We start from the raw sequence: 21,807 nt of genomic DNA, 5'->3' as shown, positions 1-21,807 counted from the left end.
GAGCTTCCCCAGGGGAGAAGGTCAACACAGGGGATACGCGCGGCGGGCGCCCTCGTCCTGCGAGAACGCCCGCCGCCACCCCCGTGCCCCAGCTCGGACTCACTTGCGGTTGTAGAGCCGCATGGTGATCGAACCGAAGATGATCAGGAACAGTGCGGACCACCCCAGCGACCAAGCGATGTCCGCCGCCGGCCACTCGCCCGCCATCAGCTCCCGCACCGCCGTGGAGACATGGGTCACCGGGCTGTTGTTGACGAACGCCTGGAGCCAGCCCGGCATCGTCGCCGGGGAGACGAAGACATTACTCAGGAAGGTCAGCGGGAAGATCACCATCATGGAGACGCCCATGACGGACTTCTCCGTGCGGAGCAGCAGTCCGAACATCGTCCAGACCCAGGAGAAGGAGAAGGCGAAGACGATCAGCACCGCGACGCCCAGCAGCACACCGACGACCCCGCCGTCCGGCCGATAGCCGATGATCATGCCGACGGCCAGCATGACCACGGAGGCTATGAGATAGCGGACGGCATCGCCGAGCAGATACCCGACCATCGGTGACGGCCGCCAGATCGGCAGCGTACGGAAGCGGTCGAAGACTCCCTTGGTGATGTCGGTGTTGACCGCGATGCCGGTGTACATCGTGACCATGACGACGCTCATGGTGAGGATGCCCGGCAGCAGGAACTGGATGTACTCGGAGGCCGAACCGGCCAGCGCCCCTCCGAAGAGGTAGGTGTACATCACCACCATCATGATCGGGAACGCCGTCACATCGAAGAGCTGCTCCGGCACATGCTTGATCTTGAGCATGGTCCGCCAGCCGAAGGTGAGCGACGCGGAGAGCGCGCTCGGCCGTGGTGGACGCTCCTTGCTCACCAGCAGCGCTGCGAGGTGCTCCGCCTTCGGTGCGTCGAGCACCACATCGTCCAGGTCCTTGGTGGTCGTCGCGGTGCTCATGCCGCCCCCTTCTTGTCGGTCAGGGCGAGGAAGACCTCGTCCAGGCTGGGCTGTCCCAGCGAGAAGTTGTCCACGGTGATTCCGGTGCGGGCCAGCTCGGCGAGGGCCCGACCGGCCTGCTCGGCGGCGTCCTGCTCGGTGCCGTGTGCCGTGACCCGGGCGGTCAGGGCGACCGGGTCCGCGTCGAGCAGGACCTCCGCGCCCAGCGCCGCGGCCAACACCCGCTCGGCTGCCGGGCGCTGCGCGGCGTCCCGCAGCCGCAGATGGACGGCGCCGGCGCCGACGGACGCCTTCAGCTCGCCCTTGGTGCCCTCGGCGATCACCTTGCCGTGGTCAATCACGGCTATGCGGGAGGCGAGTTGGTCCGCCTCGTCGAGATATTGCGTGGTCAGCAGCACCGTGGTGCCCTGTGCGACGACCGCGCGCACGATGTCCCAGACCTGGTTGCGGCTGCGCGGGTCGAGACCGGTGGTCGGCTCGTCCAGGAAGAGCAGGTCAGGGGTGTTGAGGATGGAGGCGGCGATGTCGATACGGCGCCGCATCCCGCCCGAGTAGTTCTTCACCTGCCTGGCCGCCGCCTCGGTCAGGCCGAAGGCGTCCAGGAGCTGCTCGGCACGGATACGGGCCGCCGACTTGGAGTGCCCCAGCAGCCTTCCCAGCAGGATGAGGTTCTCCGTACCGGTGAGGTCCTCGTCCACCGAGGCGTACTGACCGGTGAGGCTGACCCGGCTGCGCACCGCGTCCGCCTCCGCGACCACGTCCTTGCCGAAGATCCGCGCCTCGCCGCCGTCCGGCCGCAGCAGGGTGGCGAGCATGCGGACGGTGGTGGTCTTGCCCGCGCCGTTGGGGCCGAGGACTCCGTAGACCGTGCCGGCCGGGACCGCGAGGTCGACACCGTCTACGGCCCGGTTCGCACCGAAGACCTTCACCAGGCCCTTGGTCTCGATGGCCAATTCTGTACTCATACGTCGGTTCCTTAGAGAAGGTCTGCGGTGATCTGTGGTGGAGGAGTTCTACGGGCGGAGGAGGTCTGTGGTGGAGAAGGTCGATGGGTCAGTCCTCGGACCTCGGAGAGGCCGCACGGTCTTCGAGGCGGTCTTTGAGGTCTTGCGGGGTTTGACTCGAACAGTCGTTGGAATTCATCGGTCGACGGTCAGGAAATTTCGGGGCGGTGAGCAGGACGCGGCGGTCAGGATGGTGGCCGACGAGGCCGACGCTGCGCTGTGGTGCGGTGCGGTGCGGTGCGGTGGGGTGGGGCGAGTGGCTAGCTAGGAGACGGAGGAGACATACGGTCGGCGTGCACGAGCCTCGCGCAGTGCCAGTCCCCACCAGCCGAGCTGGTCGAGCATGAGATCCGCCGCCCGGCCCTTGTCCTCCCATCGCTCGTCCATGAGGTTGATAGCGACGCCATTGCGCAGGGTCACGGTCTGTAGCTCGGTGAAGACCGAGCGGAGATGCTCGACCGCGTACAACCCAGACGAGCTGTGGCCGTAGCTGACGAAGGCGACCGGCTTTGTCTGCCACTCGTCGTAGGCGAAGTCGATGGCCTGTTTGAGGGAGGCAGGGAAGGACCGGTTGTACTCGGGGGTGATGACCACGAACGCGTCGGCACGGTCGACGCGCTCGGTGAAGTCCCGTATCTGCTCGGTGGTGCCTGCCGGGTAGTGGGCCGGGAAGTCGAAGTCGATCAGATCGATGATCGACAGCTCCAGATCCGTCCGCCCTCCGGCCCGCTCGGTGAACCAGTGCCCGACGCGCTCCCCGGCACGGCCCTCCCGCGTGCTTCCGATGATCACGGCGACACTCAGCGGGGGCGTCTCCCGCTCGTCCGACTCCCGCATGTGTCCGCCTCCGGCTCTGGTTTCGGCTCTGGTTTCGGCTCCGTGGCCCGGGCGACCCGGTCGAGCCGCCCTCACCCATCAGGCGCGAGATGCAGACGCCCGGGGGGGGGGGGGGGGGGGGGGGGGGGGGGGCGGCAACACAGGCCAGTAGGGGGTAGGGGGTTGGGGCCCGGGTTCAGGGGGGGGGCGGGCCCGGGCCGGGGGTGGGTGCGGCCCGGGGGCGGGCCCCCCCGCCGCACCCCCCCCCCCCCCACCGGGCGCTACTTCCAGCCGGGGGTCCCAACTTAACCCCCGCCCCCCCGCGCGTCTGCATCTCGCGCCTGTCGGACAAGCGGGGGAGGGGAGCGGAGGCCGGGATGCATCCGCCCCGGGCGCCGGGTGGGTGCCGGCGTGGGTGCCGGACTCAGATGCCGATGTCCGGTTGCTTGTTCACCACCAAGTTCTTGGGGATGGCGGGGAGCAGCCGTTCCTTCGAGACGATCTCGCGGATGGCGCGCGGGTCGGTGTAGATCGCGGGGGTGGTCGTCCGGAAGGTGACGGCGGGGCCGCCCTTGCGCAGGTTGCCACCCCGGGGTGTCGGGTCCGGGGCCCCCTGGGGCGTGGCCGTCGCGACCGCGGGGAGACGGTAGGCGGTGACCTTCTTGCGGGCCTGTGCCAGGAAGTCCGCCGTGAGCTGGGCGGTCTGGGCGCGGGCGGTGGCGGGCGCGGCGACCTTCGACGCCTTGCAGTCGCCGATTCCGCCCCCGGGGTCCGTCGGTGCGAGATTGCTGTTGATCATCCGGTGGCCCGTGCCCGCGAGGCGCACATCCACGGCGACCTTGGTCGAACCGGACCTGGCGAGCCGCTTCATGGTGTCGAGTCCGGCGGTGGGCGAGACGTCCTCGTCACACGCGCCCCTGATGTTGAGGACCGGGACCCGGTGCGTCGCCGGCTCGGCGTTCTCCAGCGGCTGGACGGCGACAGCGCCGAACAGCCCGGCGCGCGCGGCGGCCTTCGGGGACAGGACGTAACCGCCGCCCCGGCTGTGCCCGACCAGACCCACTCGGGAGGTGTCGATACGCCCCTTGAGACCGCTGACCCGCAGCCCGTGGTTGACGCCCTTGTTGAGGTCCGTGAGCAGCTTCAGATGGGCGTCGATCAGCGCGGTGTAGCCCTTCTCGGCGTTCGTCTCGCCGCCCCACCAGATCTCGGGCGATACGACATCGATGGCGACGGCGGCAAAGCCCTTGCGGGTGAGGGCCTCGACCATGTGCGAGAGCCCCACGTTCTGGCGCAGATAGTCAGGGCCGAGGCCGGGTGGGCGGGGCTTGCCGGGCTCGGCGCAGACCAGCGGCCAGGTGGTCTTTACGGGCTTGCGCGCGATGTAGGGATGGCCGGGGCTGACACAGTTGTGATGGGTGCCGTGCAGGACGACGACGACCGGGTGGGGGCCCTTGCCGCGAGGCATCCCGAGGAGGCCGTGGACCTGGCTGGGGTTCCCGCCCGCGCGGTCGGGGGTGATTCTGAGCAGCCCGGGGGCGAGCCGGTAAGTGGTCAGGGTCGCCTTGTCCCGGGCCAGGTCCACGGTCGCCGCCCTGGCGGTGGGTCCGGCGGGTGACGCGGCGGCTACGGCGGTCGACGCGAGGGTGAGACCGAGTGCGGTGGCTGTGGCGGTCAGGGCCAGGAGTTTCGAGGCGTTCACGGTCCGGAGGACGCGAAACCGGATGGATGCGTTCCACTCGGTGTTGGTTGGTTTTGGCCGCTTTTGGCCGGTGCGTGGAGCCTCTGTGGCGTGTGGCCGGACGGCCACCGGCGGGCGGCCGTCGCGGAGCCGGTGATCCGGTTCACCACAGCCCGAAGGTGTAGCCCGCGTCACCTTCGATACGGGTGCACGCAGCCTGGGCGAGAGGGCCCGGAATTCCTAGCGTTGTCGGTGAGACGGACGGTCACCGAAAGGGCGTTGGAAATGTTCTGGTTGCGACGTGGCGGCGCGACACTCGCCATGGTGGCCGAGCCGCTTTCGGCACTGACCCTCGACCGGGTGGGCCGGGTGTACGGAGACGGCCGGGCCGCGCTCGACGACGTCAGCCTCACCGTGCCGCGCGGACGCTTCCTCGCCGTCATGGGCCGGTCCGGATCCGGCAAGTCGACGCTGCTCCAGTGCGCGGCCGGACTCGACCGGCCAACCTCGGGCAGCGTACGGGTCGGCGGCACCGAACTCGCCGGTCTCGGCGAGGCCGCCCTGACCCGGCTGCGGCGCGACCGGATCGGCTTCGTCTTCCAGTCCCTCAACCTCGTGCCCTCGCTGACCGTCCAGGAGAATGCCGCCCTGCCGCTGCTCCTCGCGGACACCCCCGACGAAGGCCGCGCCCTCGCCGCGCTCGCCACCGTCGGACTCGCCGACCGGGCCCAGGACGCGCCCGACGAGCTGTCCGGCGGCCAGCGGCAGCGGGTCGCCGTCGCGCGCGCCCTCGTCACCCGGCCCGAAGTGGTCTTCGCCGACGAGCCGACCGCCGCGCTCGACCCCGACACCGCCGAGGTGGTGCTCGCCCTGCTCCGCCAAGCCGTGGACGACACCGGCTGCGCGGTCGTCCTGGTCACCCACGATCCGACTGCCGCCGAATGGGCCGACGAGGTGCTCTTCCTGGACGGCGGGCGGGTCGCGGGCCGGCTCGACCGGCCGGACGCGGGACAGATCCGGCAGGCGCTGCGCACGCTCGGGGATCGCCGGTGAACGCCGCCGTACGACTGCTCGCACGACGCTCCCTGCGCGCCCACCGCAAGGCATGGGCGGCCGTCTTCGCCGCCGTCGCCCTGACCTCCGTACTCCTCGGGGCCAGCGCCCTCACCATCGGTTCGGCCGCGCTCGGACACGCCAGGGTCGACCGGTACGCCGCCGCGACCGTGGTCGTCACGGCGGACCAGTCCGTCCGGCACACCGCCAAGCGGTGGGGCTCCAAGCCGGAGACGGCGCGGGCCGCGCTCACCGAACGCGTTCGGCTGCCCGAGCGGACCGTGGACCTGCTGCGTTCCGTCGAGGGGGTACGGGACGCCGTCGCGGACCAGATGGTCGCGCTGACCGTCGACGGCCGCCGTGCCGAGGGCCGCCCATGGACGGCCGCCGCCCTCGCCCCGTACACCCTGAGCGACGGACGGGCCCCGCGGCAGGCGGACGAAGTGGTCGCCGGTGCCGGGCTCGGCACCAGGGCGCGTACGGGGGAGCGGATCGAGATCCGTACGGCGGGCCAGACCCATACGTATCGGATCGTCGGCACTGCCCCCGGACCCGCCACTCTCTACCTCTCCACCGCCGAGGCACGGCGGCTCGCCGGACGCCCTGGAGCCGTGGACGCCATCGGCGTCCTCGCCGCACCAGGCGTCTCCACCGCCGCGTTGCACTCCCGGGTGCGGCACGCGCTCGACCGCGCGGAGATCCGGGACCTCGGCGCCGGTCAGTCCCCCCGGGCCCTCACCGGAGACGGGCGCGGTGCCGCCGAACACCTCGCCGTCGCACCGGCCCGGCAGGGGCTGATCGCCATGGTCGCCGCCATCAGCGGCACCATCCTCATCGTCGCCCTACTGGTGCTCGGCTCCCTCGTCGCCCAGGCCCTGCGCCAGCGCGCCGGGGAGCTCGCCCTGGTGCGCGCGGTCGGCGCCACACCGCGCCAGATCCGGGCCGCCGTCGGCCGGGAAGTCGTCCGGGTGGGCGCCGTGGCCGCCCTGCTCGGGGCCGTGTGCGCGGTCCCCGCGCACCTCGCGCTCAGCGCGTGGCTGCGGTCCCGGGGCGTCCTGCCCGACGGGCTCGAACTGGCCGCGCCCTGGTGGCTGATGACCGGCTCCCTCGCCACCGCCGCGCTGACCGTGGGCGCGGTCCGCCTCGTGGTGCCGTTCGCCCGTACCGGAGAGCCATCCCCCGCCCGCCCGGGAGACGGACGGCGGATCACCGGGCTGATCCTGCTCGCCGGCGGTGCGAGCGCGGCGGGTACCGCGACCCTCCAGAGTGGTCAGGCCGCCGCCGCGATGATCGGCACGGCGACGGTGACGATGGTCGCGGGATGCGCGGTCCTCGGACCATGGATCGCGCGCGGTGCCCTGGCCCTGCTGGGCCGGCCCCTCCGTGGCGCTGGGCCGGCCGGCAGGCTCGCCGCCGCCGCGTCCCGCGCCAACGCGGCCCGCCTCGGCGCCGCGATCACCCCCATCGTCCTGATGACGGCCTTCGCCGCCGTCCAGCTCTCGGCGGGCGCGACCATGCAGCGGGCCGGTGACGGCCAGGCCGACCGCGCCCTCCGTGCGGAGTACGCCGTCACTGGCGTCGAAGCGGCGGCCCTGCGGGGCATATCGGGCGTGGCCGTGGCGACGGACATCCTGCGCAGCACCGTCGTCCTCGCCGACACCGTGGCCGGCACCCCCGAGCTGGCGCGGCTGCCGGTTCTCGGCGTCACCCCCGCTTCGCTGACCCGCACCCTTGATCCGGATGTCGTCAGCGGCTCCCTCGACGGGCTGCGGCGGCCGGGCACGGTGGCCGTCGGCGCGGACCGGGCGGAGGCCCTGGAGCTGAGGCCCGGTTCGACGGTGAGGCTCCGCATGGGTGACGGCGTGGAGCGACGGCTGACGGTGGCGGCGGTCTACGAGCGCTCCCTCGCCGTCGGCGACTTCCTCTTCTCCCGCGACGAACTCGCCCGCCATATGACGGCGCCCGCGCCCGCCCGGGTGCTGCTCGCGACCGCTCCCGGCACGGACCCCGGGGCGCTGCGGGCCGCCGTGTCCCGTGTCGCCGGGGCCTGGTTGGACACTGACCCGGCACCTGAGCGCCTCACCTCCGAGGAGGACCGGGCGGGCTCGGCGCTCAGTGTCGTGGGGGTGGCGGCGATCGGCGGCCTCACCGCCGTCACCGTCCTGACCACCCTCGCGCTCATCACCGCCGGCCGCCGCGACGAACTCGTACTGCTGCGCCGTGTGGGCGCCGGCAGACGCCAGCTCCGTGCCATGCTCCGGGCGGAGGTGGCGATGGTGACGGTGACCGGCCTCACGGTGGGCACTGCGGTCGCCTTCCTACCCCTGCTGGCCTTCGCCCTGACCGCCGCTGACACGCTCCCGTACCTCCCGTCCCCGCAGGCGGCGGCGATCGGTCTGACGACGGTGACGATCGCCTACGCGGGGGCGCTGATACCGGCGCGGCGGAGCCTGCGGCGGGAGTGACGCGAGTGCCGCGGGGCTCAGGGGCTGAGGCTTTGAGAAACTCGGCCCCAGGAGCCCAGGAGCCCAGGAGCCGAGGAGCCGAGGAACCGAGGGGCCCAGGGGCCCCGGAGTCCGGGGCTTGCGGGGCTCAGGCGTTGAGGAAGGCGAGGACCGCGCGTACGCGCCGATGGCCGCTGTCCGTCGGCGGCAGCCTCAGCTTCAGGAACACATTGCCGATGTGCTTGTGCACCGAGCGCTCGGTGATCACCAGCATCCGGGCGATCGTCGCGTTGTCATGGCCCTGGGCCATCAGTTCCAGCACTTCGCGCTCTCTCGGCGTCAGCGCCTCCAGAGGGTTGTCCCGGCGTCGGGACATGAGTTCGGTGACCACCTCCGGGTCCAGCGCCGTGCCCCCGGCCGCGACCCGGTCCAGCGCGTCCAGGAATTCGTCCACCCGTCCGACGCGGTCCTTCAGCAGATAGCCGATGCCGCGCGCCCCGCAGCTGAGCAGCTCGGCTGCGTAGGTCTCCTCCACGTACTGGGAGAGGACGAGCACGGGCAGCTCCGGTAGCTCCTTCCGGGCCGCGACGGCCGCGCGCAGGCCCTCGTCCCGGAAGCCGGGAGGCATCCGGACGTCCAGCACGGCGACATCGGGTCGGCGCTCCAGCAGCAGCGGCAGCACCTCCGGGCCGGTCGACGCGACCCCGACCACCTCATGGCCGGCTGAGGTCAGCAGCAGGATGAGACCCTCCCGCAACAGGGCGTTGTCCTCGGCCATCACCACGCGCACGGCAGCTCCACTTCGATCACGGTCGGACCCCCCTTGGGGCTGGACACTGCCACGGTTCCGTCCAGGGCGGCCACCCGGCGTCGCACGCCGAGCAGTCCGGAGCCGCGACCCTCGTCCGCGCCACCGTGTCCGGCGTCCCACACCGAGATGTGCAACCGGCCACGCTTCCGCCGCAGTTCCACCCCCGCGGGTAGGGAGCCGCTGTGCTTGGCCGAGTTCGTCAGGGCCTCGGCGACGACGAAGTACGCGGCGGCCTCGACGGCGGCGGGCGCACGCGGGCCGTCCTCGATCCCGCCGGTGTCCACGGACACATCGAGTCCGCTGCTCGCCGCGAGGGCGCGTACCGCTCCGGCCAGTCCTCGGTCGGTGAGGATCGGCGGATGGATGCCACGGACGACGTGCCGCAGCTCACCGAGCGCGGACTCCGCCTGCGCCTGGGCCTGCTCCAGCAGCCGCATCGAGCCGGCGGGGTCGGCTTCGTACGCGCGGCGGGCCAGGCCGAGACGCATCGAGAGCGCGACGAGATGCGCCTGGGCGCCGTCGTGCAGATCCCGCTCGATGCGGCGGAGCTCCGCGCCGTGCGCGGCGACCGCGTCCGCGCGGGTCACGGTGAGCTGCTCGACCCGGTCGGTGAGGCGTTCCTTGGACGACGGCAGCAGCAGCGTGCGTGACCAGTGCGCCTGCAGATCGGCGAACCGTCCGATCATCGGCAGCAGGACGCATCGGCGCCCGGCGAGCCCGTACCAGAACCCGTCCACGAGGAGGGCGATGGGCCAGAGCACCAGGGCCGCGTAGAGCAGGACCATGCCGTAGACGAGTTGGGCCACGCCCCATTCGAGGTCGCGGTAGGTGCCGGGGTCGTGCACGGCTGCCCGGACCCGATCGGTGAGTGTCCCGGTCAGAGGCGTGTAGTCCTCCGGGACGGGGCGCCCCGACCACGCGGCGGTACGGCGGCGCTCCAGACCGGCCAGTCGGCGGAGGGTGAGGACGGACTCGGGCAGCACGCCCGCGCCGATGACGGTGACGGTCAGCACCACGGTGAACATGGCCACGCCGATCATCAGATAACAGAGCAGGCTGACGCCCGCTCCGGCCAGCAGGTGGAGCGATGCCCTCCCGGCCGTACGGACCTCCTCGCGCATACCCGCAGCCTAGGCGACAGTCACAGGGCTGTCGGTGGTGCGCGCTACACCCCGCTACGGGGGCTGGCACCGCTGACCGGGCGTTCGGGATCGGGAAGTCTGGATACCGTCGCCGATCGACACATCCTTCACCACATCCTTCGGCGCACCCGCGCACCCGCGCACCCGTCGCACTCGGGCGCCTCCCCTGCCTCAAACAGGCCGCCTCGAAGGAGGGAATCACGCCCGAGCCGGACCGGCAGCGGTCGGTAAATCACCCTGCACAGAGGGGAATTACTAACATCCATGCATATCGTACGACTAACTCATCATGCGTTTCACGGCAGTCTCGGAAGAGCAGATCGGTGGGCGGCGAGGACACTCACGCGCATCGAGGAGTTCATCAGTGGAAAGCACCGCTCTTCCCCAACCGGATCCTCCGCACCCGGAGTCCCTGTTCCGGAGCCACCTCGGGGAGTGGCGCATGCTGCTCGTCGCATGGCGGCTGCTGGTCCTCCAGACCTCGCATCCGGTGGTCGGGGCGGGCACGGCGGAGCACTCCACCTACCGTGCGCATCCCTGGCGCCGGATCGAGCACACGATGGGCAGTGGCCAGCGGCTGGTCTTCGCCGACCAGGACACCCTCCTGCGCGAGGTCGCCCGGCTGAACCGGGCGCACAAACGCATCATGGGCACCGACGAGCAGGGCCGGGCCTACTCCGCCCACGACCCGGCCACCCGCGTCTGGATCCTGATCACCCTGTACGAGTCGGTCGTGGCCATGCGGGAACTGTCCGGCGACCCGTTGACCCCGGCCGAGCTGGAGCGGCTCTATGCCGAGTTCCGGCAGATCTGTGCCCCGTTCGCACTGCCGGACGGTCTGCTCCCGGCCACCGCGGCCGAGGTGCCCACCTATGTCGACACCGTCGTACGGGAGCGACTGGAGCTGAATGCACCGGCCCGTTATCTGCTGTTCGACATGCTCCGGGAGGCCCCGCGGCCGAGGCGGTTACGTCTGCTCGGACCGTTCTGGCCGCTGCTGCGCCCGCTGATTGCCGCGGCGATGACCTCGCTGGCCCTCGCGGACCTGCCACCCGCCTACCGGGAGCGGTTCAAGCTCCCCGTGTCGCGCCGTCACACGCTGTTCTCCCGGCTACTGCACCACGGCGCGCGCCGGATCGTGACCCGGCTGCCGGACCGCTGGCGATATCGCTCACAGGGGCCACGGGAGTCCAAGGGATCACATGGTGCACCGGGGTCGCAGCGGTCGGCGGGCGGTGGGACGCGGGTGCACATCCCAGGACCCCGACACGCAGCCGGCCCCAGGCGGTGGCACCGCGATGGACGGGGAGCCCGGCTGGCGCAGTTCTTCAGCCAGGTGCTCGACCAGACCGGCGACGGGTTCGTCGGTGCTACCGACCTGCGGGCGATGGCCCACAACATCTGCTGGCAGCTCGAACTCGACGACGACGGCGAGGACAGGCTCTACGCGGCGTTCGACGTCTGGTGGCAGCAGTTGCGCCGGAGCATGGACACCGACAGCAGCGGGCGGATCACCAGAGCGGAGTTCGTGGCGGCCACCCTCGCGGCGTGCGACCGGGACCCGGAGTATCTGGAACAGGGGCTGAAGGTCGCGGTGCGCGCCGTCTTCCGGGCGGCGGACTCCGGAAGGAGTGGATTCATCGAGGCGGACGAATACCGGGTGGTCTTCGGCACCCGCTCTCACCCGGCCGAGCTGTCACACGGATTCCGACAGTTGGACCGGGACGGGGACGGCAGGCTCACCGAAGACGAGTTCGTCGCAGGGTTCACCGAGTTCTTCACCTCGCGCGGATCGCTGACAGCGGGCACTCAGCTCCTGGGGCGCCCCTGAGGAGCGCCTGACGGGCGTTCGCGACCGGCACCCCCGCGACCGGCCCGCATGAGCGCCCCCCCCGCGACCGGCACCCGCGAGAGCCGGTCGTGCTGAGACCCGGTCGTGCCGAGAGCCGGTCGCGCTGAGAGCCGGTCGCATTGAGAGCCGGTCGCATTGAGCGCCCGTCGCACCGAGGACAGATCGCGTCAGGAAAGGATTTTGGTCTTAGCCTTCTGGAACTCGTCGTCGGTGATCGCGCCCCGTTCCTTCAGGTCCGCCAGCCGGGCCAGCTCGTCCACATGGCTGCCACCGGCGCCGCTACCACCGCCCCCGCCACGACCGGCATCGGCGGCTCCGCTCGTCCCCGCTGTCTCCCGGATGTACGACTTGAACGCCGCCTCGCGCTCCTGCGCCGCCGCGACCTCGCGCCGCCCCATCGATTTGCCCCTGGCGATGATGTAGATCAACACCCCCAGATACGGCAGCACGATGACCAGGATCATCCAGCCCGCCTTGGCCCAGCCGCCGAGGGAGTGATCGCGGAACAGATCACCGATGACCTTGAACAGCAGGAAGAGCCACATGATCCAGAGGAAGAACCAGAGCATGGTCCAGAAGAGGTTGAGGAGGGGGTAGTCGTCCACGGTCCTGCTCCCATCACCCGGGGCGTGCCCGGGGTTCACGCGCTCAGTACCGCAGCGCGGTTCCGATCTCCGTCTTCACCTCGCCGGACAGCGTCCGGTTGCTACGTGCGGTGGCGGTTCCGGACTTCCCTGCGGCCACGTCCGAGACGGTGACCACGACCGTGTCCAGCAGATTCCCGCCGCCGTCCGTGAAGTTGACCTGCACGGCGAATGACTTCGTCGCGTCGGCGGTGTTGTCCACGGTGATCCGGGTCGTGGTGCGCCCGCCGTCCGTCGTGGGTGCGCTGAGCTTCACCTCGTCCTTGGCGTTCACACCGTCCTTGACGCCGTTCAGCTTCTGCTCGGCGGCGGCGGTGGCCGACGCCACCGCGGACGACGCGCGCGAGGCCGCGGAGGAGGCCGCGTCGGTGACCCGGCCGCCCACGGATGCCGCCGCGGAAGCGGCTCTGGACGCCACGTCCGATGCCACGTCCGACGCCGTGCCGGAGCCGTCGGAGCACCCGGCCGCACCACCGGCCAGGGCCGCCACCAGCACCCCGTAGGCCATGCCGCGTTTCCACTGGCCGCCCATGGCGTCCGCCTCCTCTGTCGCCCGCTGCTCGTTCCAGTGAAGGAGGGACCACGCTCCGTCGCATGTCGGCATGGGCCGGACGGGTGCACGGGTGCACGGGTGCACCGGTGGAGACAGGTGGAAATAGGCGGAAACAGGTGTGGGTGCCCCCGGCAGGACCGGGGGCACCCACACCGTGGGGTGGATCAGTCCTCGGCCTGCTGCCGCTTACGGCCGTTCAGGACGAGCGCCGTGCCCGCGAGGAGTGCCACTCCCGCCAGTCCGCCGAGGCCCGCGAGGGCCTTGGTGCGGGTGCCGGTCTCGGCCAGTGCCGACGATCCGCCGGACCTGGCCGTTGCGGTGGCCGCCTCGCGGATCTGCTTGGTGACGATGTCCGGATGGGACATCATCGCGACGTGCGAGGAGTCGATCTCGATCGTGTGCGACTTGGCGCGTTTGGCCTCGAAGCGCTCCAGATCGGGAGCGATGGCCTTGTCGTTCCTGGCGACGATGAACCAGGACGGGATGGTCTTCCACGCCGCCTTGGTCGCGTTCTGCCCGAACCCGGCCTGCGCGACGGGCCGCTGCTCGACCGCCATCAGCCGGGTCTGCGACTCGGGCAGGTCGGCGGCGAACACGGCGTGGAACTTGTCGTTCTGGATGTACAGGTCCGTCCCGCTGGTCGTCCCGTCCGTGTACGGGACCGGTCGGAGCGCGGGCCCGAGGTCGCTGCCCGTGAACTTCGTGGACAGCGTGGCGGGGTTCTCGCCCACGTCCGGCATGAAGGCCGAGACGTAGACCAGCGCCTTGACGTTCGGGTTCCCGGCCGCTGCCTGGCTGATGACCGCGCCGCCGTATGAGTGCCCGGCGAGCACGATCGGCCCGTCGATGCTCTTGAGGATGCTGGCGACGTACGTCGAGTCGCTGAGCACGCCCCGAAGCGGGTTCGGCGGCGCTACGACCTTGTAGCCCTGGTGCTGGAGGCGTTCGACCACGCCGTTCCAGCCGGAAGCGTCCGCGAACGCGCCGTGCACCAGCACCACTGTCGGCTTGGCGCCACCAGTGTCCGCGTCACTCGCGACGGCGGGTCCGGCACAGAGCACGGTCGAGGCGACGGCCAGGGTGAGCGCGCTCGTGCGGGATATGAGGCGGCGGTTCAGCGGACGGTGGGACGGGGGCGACACAGCCATGATGATCTCTTTTCTCCGGTGGGGAGGCTGTCGACCTCAGCGTTTTCGAGCCGGACCGATCGCGCACGCTCCGGAGCGCGCGCGGGTGAACGCCCGGATCGTCCGGGTGAACGGCCGGACCGTCCGGGTGATGGCACCGGGCGCGGCGTTACACCGGACGTCCCGCCTCATGTCGTCCGTATGTGAACCCGATCGAGGGGTACGCGTAGGTCGGGATGGCGGGAGCGCCGGAGGACCGGTCGCGATCGACATCGAATTCGTGAACGCCAGTAGTACGGACGTGCCACCAGTACGAGCCTTCCGAGCAGCGGAAACAGTGATTTGTTCCACCATCTGGTCCCTAAGCTCGAACCGTTGCTCCCCGACACATGCTGGTGCGCTTCGTACGCGTAAGGAGACGACACATGCGGACATCCACCAAGGCACTGCTGGGCGCTACGGGCTCCGCCCTCATCGGAATCACCGCCGTCACCATCAACAACAGTTCGCTGCTCTGGTTATGGGGGGCGTGGGCGGTGCTCGCGATCGTGACGGCCGTCGCGGTCGTGCGCGAGCGCCAGAGCGTCTGACGGCGGTCGGAGCACTCCAGCTCCTGAGCCCCGAGCACCTGACGCCGGCCCGTCCGGCGCCCGGGAGATCCGGATCACGCGCTCCGGATGTCCCGACATCCCGCGCGTACCGTGCCCCCTGTTCCTTCGCCCGAAGGGCCAGGGGGCACGGTGTTGTCCCGTACCGACACCACTTCATCGTGCAGTTCAACATCGTTGCTCGGCACCACTGTTGGCGTCTGTTCGGGCTCGCCGAGTCCCCGCTCCCGACCCCGACCGGTGCCAACCGGCGCACGGTCTCACGTCTTGTTCCCCGCGTCTTCCGCCGTCCACCCGGGCGCGACATAATCCGGCTCATGGCGATCACCGAGACCGGAGGGCCCGCTCCCGTCCGGCAGACGACCCAGGCCGGACCGGTAGCCCTCATATGCCTGTTCCTCAGCCTCGGCATTCTCGGCGCTGGGCTGGTCTCTTTCGTCGTCTCGGTGGTCAATGAGCACCTTCAGTTGCTGTTCACCGCGCTCGGGCTGGCCGCGTTCGCCGTCGTGAGCCTCGTCGTCATCGGGTGCCGACGGCCCAAGGGGGCGGTCGAGCCGCAGCGAACCGCCCTCGCGCTGATCGAGAGCCGGCGTGCCCTCAGCAGCGAATCGGGCGATATTCCGGTTCAGTTCGAGCTGACGGTGGCGCCGGACGAGGGCAGGGCCTACCGGGTCGGTGTCCGTCAGTACATCAATCTGGTCGATGTCGGCGACTACCGGACGCGCGGCATCGTCGTCGTCACCTACAGCCCCGAGCGGCCGTGGAAGGTCCAGATCGTCACCGAGCCGACGCCGGAGTGGGCGCGGCGGGCGGCCGAGGAGCGGATCGACTCCGCTCCCGAATCGACCAAGGCGGTCGAGCCGGCGTCGAGTTCGGGTGGCGGCATCGTCGGGTTCATCGGGTTCTTCCTCGGGGCCGCGGCGGCCGTCGTCCTGCTCATGCGGGCGGACATGTTCATCGACGGCATCGGCCGCACCGATGACAAGCCGAGCACCTCGACCAGTTCCAGTTCCAGTTCCAGTTCCAGTTCCAGCGGCACCATCACGTCCACGGCCACGCTGTCGTCGTCGATGACGGCCAGCGGAACTGCGTCATCGGACTCGATGCGTCGCGACGGTGAGATGCGCCGCGCCGCCACTGCCCTGATGAAGGGGATGGGCACCTCCAGCGCCGTGAAGCTCAGCATCGAGGAACGGGTCATGGCCGTGACGGGCGGATTCACCCGGGACAAGGGCGCTGATCCGCTGATCGACATGCGGGCGCTGCCGTACGAGCGGTTCCCGGGGCTGGTGCGCGCGGCCCGCACCGGGTTGGGCATCAAGGACCCCACGTTCTGGCAGATCAACTTCAAGCACCACAAGAAGACGGAGGCCCTGATCGTGCATGTGACGGTCACCAAGGGTGGTGCCTCCGCGTCCCTGGAGGCGGACGCCAAGGGCAAGATCACCAAGCGCTCGTCCCGGTGACGGGCCCGGTGCCGTCGCAGTCCAGCCCTTGCCCCGACTCCTCCTCAGCCGTCCGCCCGGCTCCTCCGCGCGTCCTCGCCTGTCCGCCTGTCTCCAGCCTCAGCTTCACCTTCGACGGCGGGCGGCCGGATCACTCGGTCAGCCGCTTACGCCGCATATCGTGCAGCTCGGACCCGCTCCGCAGGAACGGCCTGGCGCCCCCCCGGCGCCCGCTCGCCGCCGAACCGCGCGGAGCTTCCTCGTCACCGGTCTCCTCCGCCGTCTCGGAGTAGGCGGCGGTCACCCGCCCGCAGTCGTCACAGTGCCGACTTCTCATCGGCCGGTCGCTGAACGGAGCCGTACTGTCGAGCACCCAGGTCGCGAGCGACCCGCACTCGACGCAATTCGGCTGATTCACCTGGGTCATCGTCAAATGGGTCGGAATGCCGCTCGTGTTGAACAGGGAGTCGTCAGCCACAGCGCGCCCCTTCGCCGGAGTCGGAGCTCCATCCTGCCCGACGGCTTCGCCCGATGTGGCGGTCTTGCAACACCCCGTGACCACACCGTCACCGCACCCGTTACCGCACTTCGTAACGTTTCCGCCGCTCAGATACCAGCGGGGTTGCACCCGGAGCACGGCACCTTGAACGGCTTCCCCGTCCTGTCATGCACCATCACCACCAGACGCAGCCCATGACACACCGCGCACGGCGCTGCCCCGCGCCGCCCGGCCGTCTGTTGCACCTCGTGCACGAAGAACCTAACGGCGTCCTCGTACCGGGCATCGCTCCACTCGTTCCCACCCTCGTCGTCGCACATCTCCCCGCCCCTCTCCGTGGCAGTCGCCTCCCACGGATCGTCGCCCAAGCGCGCCCGCGCGCACTGCGGTTGCGGCCGGCGCCACTCTTCCGAGTGGCCGCCGCTATCGGGCGCGGCCGAGGCCCGTCGGTAATCTGGGCGGGATGCGGAGGTTCAGCCCGGTTGGTGCCTGGATGAGGACGCGCCTTGGTCGTGTTGTCCGTACGGGGCGGAGTCGGATGGTGTCGTCCAGCGGGGCGTACGGGCGGATGAAGGCGCAGTCCTCGCCCCGGAGCGGGGTGTGGCGGTCGATGATGTGTTGCGGGGTGGGGGTGGTCCACGGCAGCGCCCAGGGATTGACCGGGAGCGGTACGGGCGGGAACCGGCCGCTGTGCCGCCCCTGAGCCGGAAGTAAGAGTTCCAGCACCCGGAGCAGGGCGCGCTGGATAGCCTGACGCATAAGTCGATCAGCTCCTGATCAAGCTGTGTCGGCGAGCCCCGCCAGGCCGTTGCTGCGGCCTGGCGGGGCGTTCCTGTACGGGGGCGTTAGAAACCGGGTGCGCGGCGGTGGAGGCCGGCGATGAGTGCGTCGCTGAGGGGGTCGGCGAAGGCGTAGCTGCATTTGCCGGGGTGCCCGTGGAAGAGGGTGCACGCCTCGTCGCCGTAGCCGCTCATACCGCCCTGGCCGGGGCAGTCGGGCCGGATGAAGACGGCGTCCGCGTCGTGGCCGTCGATCCATATGGCCCACATCTCGCCGTGCCGGGCGTCGTCGAGCTGCCAGACGAGATCGAAGTGAAAGCCGGGCGGGTGCGCTTCGAGCCTGCACCGGAGATGGCTCACGGCGTCGGCGAGGTCGCCGTTCCCGATGGCCCGCATGTCTCCGTGCAGGCCGGACGGGACCTGCGCGAAGGCCCCGCAGATCCGGGGCCCGTTCATGCCTCGGACTCCGGCGCGGCGACGGGCCGGTCGTCGTGCGCGGGATGTCGACGCAGCAGTACGCGACAGTCGACGGCGGTCGTCTCGTCGTTGACGCGAGTGGCCGCGTCCAGCTTGTCGTGGAGCCGTCGGCACGGCAGGCACCCGTCAGAGACCGCTCGGCGCGTTATGGCAATGGTCGAATCCGTCGCATGCTCAACGAGACCAGAAGCCTTCTGCTGGTCGGTCATCTACCGCCATCCCTTCGCCGCATTCGGTGCCATGCCCTTCCTCGCTCTAGGCAACGCCACGGCTACACAGAGCGGTACCGTGGCGGGACGGGTCAGGGTCAAGTGGCTCAAGCGGAGTTCGAACCGTAGGAGTTGAGGTCAGTGGCGGCGCGTGAACCGAACCACCGTCTTCACCGTCTGTACCGGGAGACCGGCTGGAATCTGCGGCAATTGGCACAGGCGGTGAACCGTGCCGGCACAGAACGAGGCACGCCCCTGAAATACCGACAGCAGTCGGCCCACCAGTGGCTCGGGGGCCACCCTCCGAAGGAGGAGAACCAGCCGCTGCTCATCGAGGCACTGTCGCGGAAGCTCGGGCGGACCATTACCTACGCTGAGGCGGGATTACCCCAACCGTTCTGCCGGCCGGAGAGCCATCTCGGCACGGCGGAGGAGATCATCGACCTGGGCAGCAACGATATGCTCCCCGGCCGCCGTGGCGTTCTCGGCGCGAGCCTCTTCTCCGTGGCGCTCACAGTGCCGAACTGGGCGGATGTGGTGGGCAGGATGGAGTCTGTTCGGTCCGGCGTGACTCCGCGTATAGGAATGCCGGAAGTGAGAATGGTCGTCGCCATGACCGAGCGGATCTCGGAGCTGGACGACCAATTCGGTGGGCGGTACGCACGACCGATGGCTGCCGCATTCCTGGTCAACGCCGTCGCCCCGTATCTTCGGGCTGATGCGGTGAGCACGGTCCGCAAGGCGATGATGTCGGCCGCGTCGGATCTCTGCTATCTCACCGGATACATGGCCGTGGATGAAGGCTTCCACGGCCTCGCCCAGCGGTACTACCTCAAGGCGCTGGAACTCGCCGGAGCGTCTGAGGACCATCTCACCTATTGCACGACGCTGCGTGGAATGAGTGTTCAGGCGGTCGATCTCGGGCACGGCCGCGCGGCGCTGCGACTGGCCGACGCCGCCTCCGCCGCCGCGCCCCAGGCAGGCCCGCGGATGCAGGCATTTCTCGCCGGGCAGCAGGCGCATGCCGCCGCACAGGTTGGCGAGCGGGCGGCGGCCCTGGATCACCTGCGGGTCGCGGAAATCGCGATGGACAAGGCCGAATCCAGGGAGAGGGTATTCGGTTCCTACGACCCGTCGTCGCTGCACTATCACACGAGCCGAGTGCGATTCGAGTTAGGAGATATGCGTGGTGCGGTGGAGGCGATGAGCCAAGCCGACACACTGCGCTCTGCCGCATATCGGCGGACCCGAGTGAACCAACGCTCCCTGCTGGCGGAACGGCAGTTCGCCATCGGCCATCTCGAAGCAGCCTGCTCCACCTGGAACAGTGCACTGGATGACTACTCCTTCGTCCAGAGCGGACGAGTGGATCAGCGCGTCCGGACCATGTTCGGGCTCATCCGACCGCACCTCCGTAACCAGGCCGCCAAGGCCCTCTACGAACGTGCCCGCACGATCACCCCCGCGTCGGTCCAGCCGCGCGCCGTTTAGCGGGGCCACCGGTAGGGCCATGGATGCAGGTGCCGGTGCGGGCTCCTCGATCCGCCCGCGACCTGGCGGGGAGGGTGTAGGGGCCTACACCCTCAAGCAGGGGGGTACCGCGCTGTCCCCGGCGGCGGTGGACCAGGCAGGCTGGTGTCCGTCACCGCGACACCCCGCCCACCGGAATCCAGGAGATCCCCATGAGGTCCGCCCTCTGGCTGCTGTTCGCCATCGGCATCGCCACGAATGTCTACGCCAGCACTTTCGCCGACGTCGGCGGAGCAGCGGACATCGGCCTCCGGGTCGTATCCGCGGTCATCCTGCTGATCGCGGGTACGGGGCTGTGGCGGACCCGCGCGAACCGGACCCACGAGAACCGGGCGCGGTAGGCGGGCAGCGGCGGGGTGGCCGGGGGCGCACTCTCCCGTACCAGCGCTGTCGTGGACGGCGTGGGGGCGCGACCCTCCCGTATCACCGCGATCGTGGGCGGCGGCGGGGCGCGACCCTGCCCCGTATCCGGTGTATCCGACTGTGTTGATACGACAGTTGCTCACTCGCCCGAGTGCCACCGGTGCGCGGCGGGGACGCATTCGTGACGCCGTTTCCCCTGTGTCGTTGAGGGCGTGTACTCGGGCCGGGCCCGTCTGCCCCATGACACCGTTGGAGATGCCCTTGCTCGGCCACGAACTGCCCAAGCCGACCAAGCAGGACTTCAGAAGCTATGCCGTATCGTCCCTGGGATACGCGCTGTTCGCCACCCGATGGCTCCAAGCACCCCTGTATTTCGGCCTGGTGGCCGCCCAGGGCGTGTATGTCTACAAGTTCTTCAATGAGTTGTGCCGACTGGTGCTGCACGTCGTCGGCGGCAATGTGAACGAGACCCACGTCATGCTGGCGGTACTCAAGCTCGTCGACGTGGTGATGATCGCAAACCTGTTGATCATGGTGATCGTCGGGGGGTACGAGACGTTCGTCTCCCGCATCGGCCTCCAGAACCACCGCGATCAGCCCGAGTGGCTCTCGCACGTCAACTCCAACGTGCTCAAGGTGAAGCTCGCCACGGCGATCGTGGGGATCTCCTCGGTCCACCTCCTCCAGATGTTCGTGGACGTCGACCACACCTCCCACCACTCGCTGCTCTGGGGGACCGTGATCCATATGGCGTTCATCGTCTCGGCCGCGATCCTGGCGTATATGTCGGGTCCGATGGAGTCGCACGGCGTGGGCCACGGTGTCGGCCGCCGCGGCAGGTCCGCTGCCCGCCCGCCCCTCTCCGAGACCGGGCCGGAGACCGATCAGGAGACTGAGCCGGAGACCGAGCCGCGAGCGGAACGGCGAGCGGAACCGGAGATGGGCCAGCCGGCCACCGGCCATAGCACCACCGGCCATGGCACCAGCACCAGCACCATCACCGGGACCGGCACCGGCACCACCGGTGCCCCAGTACCGCGTGACCTCATCCCCGCCCAGAACACCGGCCCCGTCCGCGAGTCGGGCGATCCGCGCGGCTCCGAGACCCGTATCCGCGCCGCCGGATTCCCCGCCCGTAAGTCGCTGGAGGAGTTCGACCGCGAACACCAGCGCTCGCTCGACTGGGAGACCGTGGCCCGACTGGGCAAGGCCGACTTCGTACCCGACCACGGGAACGCGGTCCTCCTCGGTCCGCCCGGCACCGGTAAGACACATCTGGCCGTCGCTCTGGGCATCCGGGCCTGCCAGGCCGGACACCAGGTGCGGTTCGCCACCGCCGCCGAGTGGCTGACCCTGCTCTCCGACGCGCGGTCGGCCGGCCGGCTGAAGGAGGAGCTGGCCCAACTGGACCGTTACGACCTGGTGATCGTGGACGAGATCGGCTACGTCGACCTCGACCGTGAGGCGGCGGACCTGCTCTTCCGCTTCGTCTCCCACCGCTACGAGCGGGCCTCGATCATGGTCACCGGCGACAAGCCGTTGAGCCGCTGGAACGAGGTCTTCGGCGATACTCCGGTCGTCTCCGCGTTGATCGACCGCCTTGTCCACCACGCGGAGGTCCTCACGCTCACGGGCAGCAGCTACCGGCTACGCGGCCGTGACCTGGACCGGGTGCCCGCAACCGCCACCGACATCCACTGACCGCCACGTCCAGCCGCTGCCACGCGCCCACCTCCTCCGCCCCGGGCGCCGCCGAGACGGTCTTCCGCCGGGGCATCGAACTCTCCACACTCATCAGGGAGGGGGGCGTGAG

20 protein-coding genes are annotated in these 21,807 nt (G+C 70.1%); 8 read left to right on the top strand and 12 right to left on the bottom strand.

The features are described from left to right. Positions 1–99 precede the first annotated feature (99 nt). From ACH4S7_RS11905 to ACH4S7_RS11890, 4 genes are all read right to left on the bottom strand, one after another. Complete coding sequence (locus ACH4S7_RS11905) at positions 100–957, bottom strand: ABC transporter permease (RefSeq protein ID WP_398520995.1); 858 nt, start codon at positions 955–957, stop codon at positions 100–102. Then, positions 954–1,922, bottom strand: coding sequence for an ATP-binding cassette domain-containing protein (locus tag ACH4S7_RS11900; protein WP_398520994.1), 969 nt, complete (start codon positions 1,920–1,922; stop codon positions 954–956). Before ACH4S7_RS11900 ends, ACH4S7_RS11905 begins: the two co-directional genes overlap by 4 nt. A gap of 303 nt (positions 1,923–2,225) precedes the next feature. Next, the gene (locus tag ACH4S7_RS11895) at positions 2,226–2,798 is read right to left on the bottom strand and encodes an NADPH-dependent FMN reductase (RefSeq protein ID WP_398520993.1); all 573 of its coding nucleotides are present in this window, start codon (positions 2,796–2,798) and stop codon (positions 2,226–2,228) included. 403 nt (positions 2,799–3,201) lie between these two features. Continuing rightward, positions 3,202–4,479 (bottom strand): dienelactone hydrolase family protein, encoded by a 1,278-nt coding sequence (locus ACH4S7_RS11890; RefSeq protein WP_398520992.1) that lies wholly within the window; start codon positions 4,477–4,479, stop codon positions 3,202–3,204. Between the two features lie 264 nt (positions 4,480–4,743). On the opposite strand from ACH4S7_RS11890, the gene ACH4S7_RS11885 reads away from it, so the two are divergent. Beyond that, positions 4,744–5,511, top strand: a complete 768-nt coding sequence (locus ACH4S7_RS11885; protein WP_398520991.1) for an ABC transporter ATP-binding protein — start codon at positions 4,744–4,746, stop codon at positions 5,509–5,511. Next, complete coding sequence (locus ACH4S7_RS11880; RefSeq protein WP_398520990.1) at positions 5,508–7,976, top strand: FtsX-like permease family protein; 2,469 nt, start codon at positions 5,508–5,510, stop codon at positions 7,974–7,976. Before ACH4S7_RS11885 ends, ACH4S7_RS11880 begins: the two co-directional genes overlap by 4 nt. 127 nt (positions 7,977–8,103) lie before the next feature. Here ACH4S7_RS11880 and ACH4S7_RS11875 read toward each other — a convergent pair whose 3' ends face one another. Both ACH4S7_RS11875 and ACH4S7_RS11870 read right to left on the bottom strand, forming a co-directional pair. Continuing rightward, the gene (locus tag ACH4S7_RS11875) at positions 8,104–8,745 is read right to left on the bottom strand and encodes a response regulator (RefSeq protein ID WP_398520989.1); all 642 of its coding nucleotides are present in this window, start codon (positions 8,743–8,745) and stop codon (positions 8,104–8,106) included. Further along, the gene (locus ACH4S7_RS11870) at positions 8,733–9,887 is read right to left on the bottom strand and encodes a sensor histidine kinase (protein ID WP_398520988.1); all 1,155 of its coding nucleotides are present in this window, start codon (positions 9,885–9,887) and stop codon (positions 8,733–8,735) included. Before ACH4S7_RS11870 ends, ACH4S7_RS11875 begins: the two co-directional genes overlap by 13 nt. Positions 9,888–10,272: 385 nt before the next feature. Between ACH4S7_RS11870 and ACH4S7_RS11865 the strand changes: the two genes are divergently transcribed. Beyond that, positions 10,273–11,739, top strand: coding sequence for an oxygenase MpaB family protein (locus tag ACH4S7_RS11865; protein ID WP_398520987.1), 1,467 nt, complete (start codon positions 10,273–10,275; stop codon positions 11,737–11,739). Positions 11,740–11,927: 188 nt separating this feature from the next. Here ACH4S7_RS11865 and ACH4S7_RS11860 read toward each other — a convergent pair whose 3' ends face one another. From ACH4S7_RS11860 to ACH4S7_RS11850, 3 genes are all read right to left on the bottom strand, one after another. Continuing rightward, the gene (locus tag ACH4S7_RS11860; protein ID WP_398520986.1) at positions 11,928–12,365 is read right to left on the bottom strand and encodes an SHOCT domain-containing protein; all 438 of its coding nucleotides are present in this window, start codon (positions 12,363–12,365) and stop codon (positions 11,928–11,930) included. Positions 12,366–12,408: 43 nt separating this feature from the next. After that, on the bottom strand, positions 12,409–13,008 hold the full coding sequence (locus ACH4S7_RS11855; RefSeq protein WP_398520985.1) for a hypothetical protein: 600 nt from the start codon (positions 13,006–13,008) through the stop codon (positions 12,409–12,411). A gap of 113 nt (positions 13,009–13,121) precedes the next feature. Beyond that, on the bottom strand, positions 13,122–14,105 hold the full coding sequence (locus ACH4S7_RS11850) for an alpha/beta fold hydrolase (RefSeq protein ID WP_398520984.1): 984 nt from the start codon (positions 14,103–14,105) through the stop codon (positions 13,122–13,124). 404 nt (positions 14,106–14,509) lie between these two features. Here ACH4S7_RS11850 and ACH4S7_RS11845 point away from each other — a divergent pair, with 404 nt between their 5' ends. Next, positions 14,510–14,674, top strand: coding sequence for a hypothetical protein (locus ACH4S7_RS11845; RefSeq protein WP_398520983.1), 165 nt, complete (start codon positions 14,510–14,512; stop codon positions 14,672–14,674). A 335-nt stretch (positions 14,675–15,009) separates the two neighbouring features. Continuing rightward, on the top strand, positions 15,010–16,158 hold the full coding sequence (locus ACH4S7_RS11840; protein ID WP_398520982.1) for a hypothetical protein: 1,149 nt from the start codon (positions 15,010–15,012) through the stop codon (positions 16,156–16,158). A 130-nt stretch (positions 16,159–16,288) separates the two neighbouring features. Here the strand turns inward: ACH4S7_RS11840 and ACH4S7_RS11835 are convergent, their stop codons facing one another. From ACH4S7_RS11835 to ACH4S7_RS11825, 3 genes are all read right to left on the bottom strand, one after another. Continuing rightward, positions 16,289–16,615 carry a hypothetical protein gene (locus ACH4S7_RS11835; protein WP_398520981.1) on the bottom strand — a complete coding sequence of 109 codons (327 nt, stop codon included), beginning with the start codon at positions 16,613–16,615 and terminating at the stop codon, positions 16,289–16,291. A gap of 866 nt (positions 16,616–17,481) precedes the next feature. Next, positions 17,482–17,871, bottom strand: coding sequence for a hypothetical protein (locus ACH4S7_RS11830; protein ID WP_398519435.1), 390 nt, complete (start codon positions 17,869–17,871; stop codon positions 17,482–17,484). Further along, on the bottom strand, positions 17,868–18,101 hold the full coding sequence (locus tag ACH4S7_RS11825; RefSeq protein ID WP_398520980.1) for a hypothetical protein: 234 nt from the start codon (positions 18,099–18,101) through the stop codon (positions 17,868–17,870). The genes ACH4S7_RS11830 and ACH4S7_RS11825 overlap by 4 nt, the downstream gene beginning before the upstream one ends. Before the next feature lie 141 nt (positions 18,102–18,242). On the opposite strand from ACH4S7_RS11825, the gene ACH4S7_RS11820 reads away from it, so the two are divergent. The 3 genes from ACH4S7_RS11820 (at position 18,243) to istB (ending at position 21,695) form a co-directional block, all read left to right on the top strand. Next, positions 18,243–19,592: a tetratricopeptide repeat protein gene (locus ACH4S7_RS11820; RefSeq protein ID WP_398520979.1), complete on the top strand. Its 1,350-nt coding sequence runs from the start codon at positions 18,243–18,245 to the stop codon at positions 19,590–19,592. 191 nt (positions 19,593–19,783) lie between these two features. Continuing rightward, positions 19,784–19,972: a hypothetical protein gene (locus ACH4S7_RS11815; RefSeq protein ID WP_398520978.1), complete on the top strand. Its 189-nt coding sequence runs from the start codon at positions 19,784–19,786 to the stop codon at positions 19,970–19,972. Positions 19,973–20,234: 262 nt separating this feature from the next. Next, positions 20,235–21,695 (top strand): IS21-like element helper ATPase IstB, encoded by a 1,461-nt coding sequence (istB, locus tag ACH4S7_RS11810; RefSeq protein ID WP_398520977.1) that lies wholly within the window; start codon positions 20,235–20,237, stop codon positions 21,693–21,695. The last annotated feature ends 112 nt before the right edge of the window (positions 21,696–21,807 follow it).

The organism is Streptomyces sp. NPDC020965 (assembly GCF_044333555.1).
GTDB lineage: Bacteria > Actinomycetota > Actinomycetes > Streptomycetales > Streptomycetaceae > Streptomyces.
This window is presented reverse-complemented; position numbering and strand designations above follow the sequence as displayed.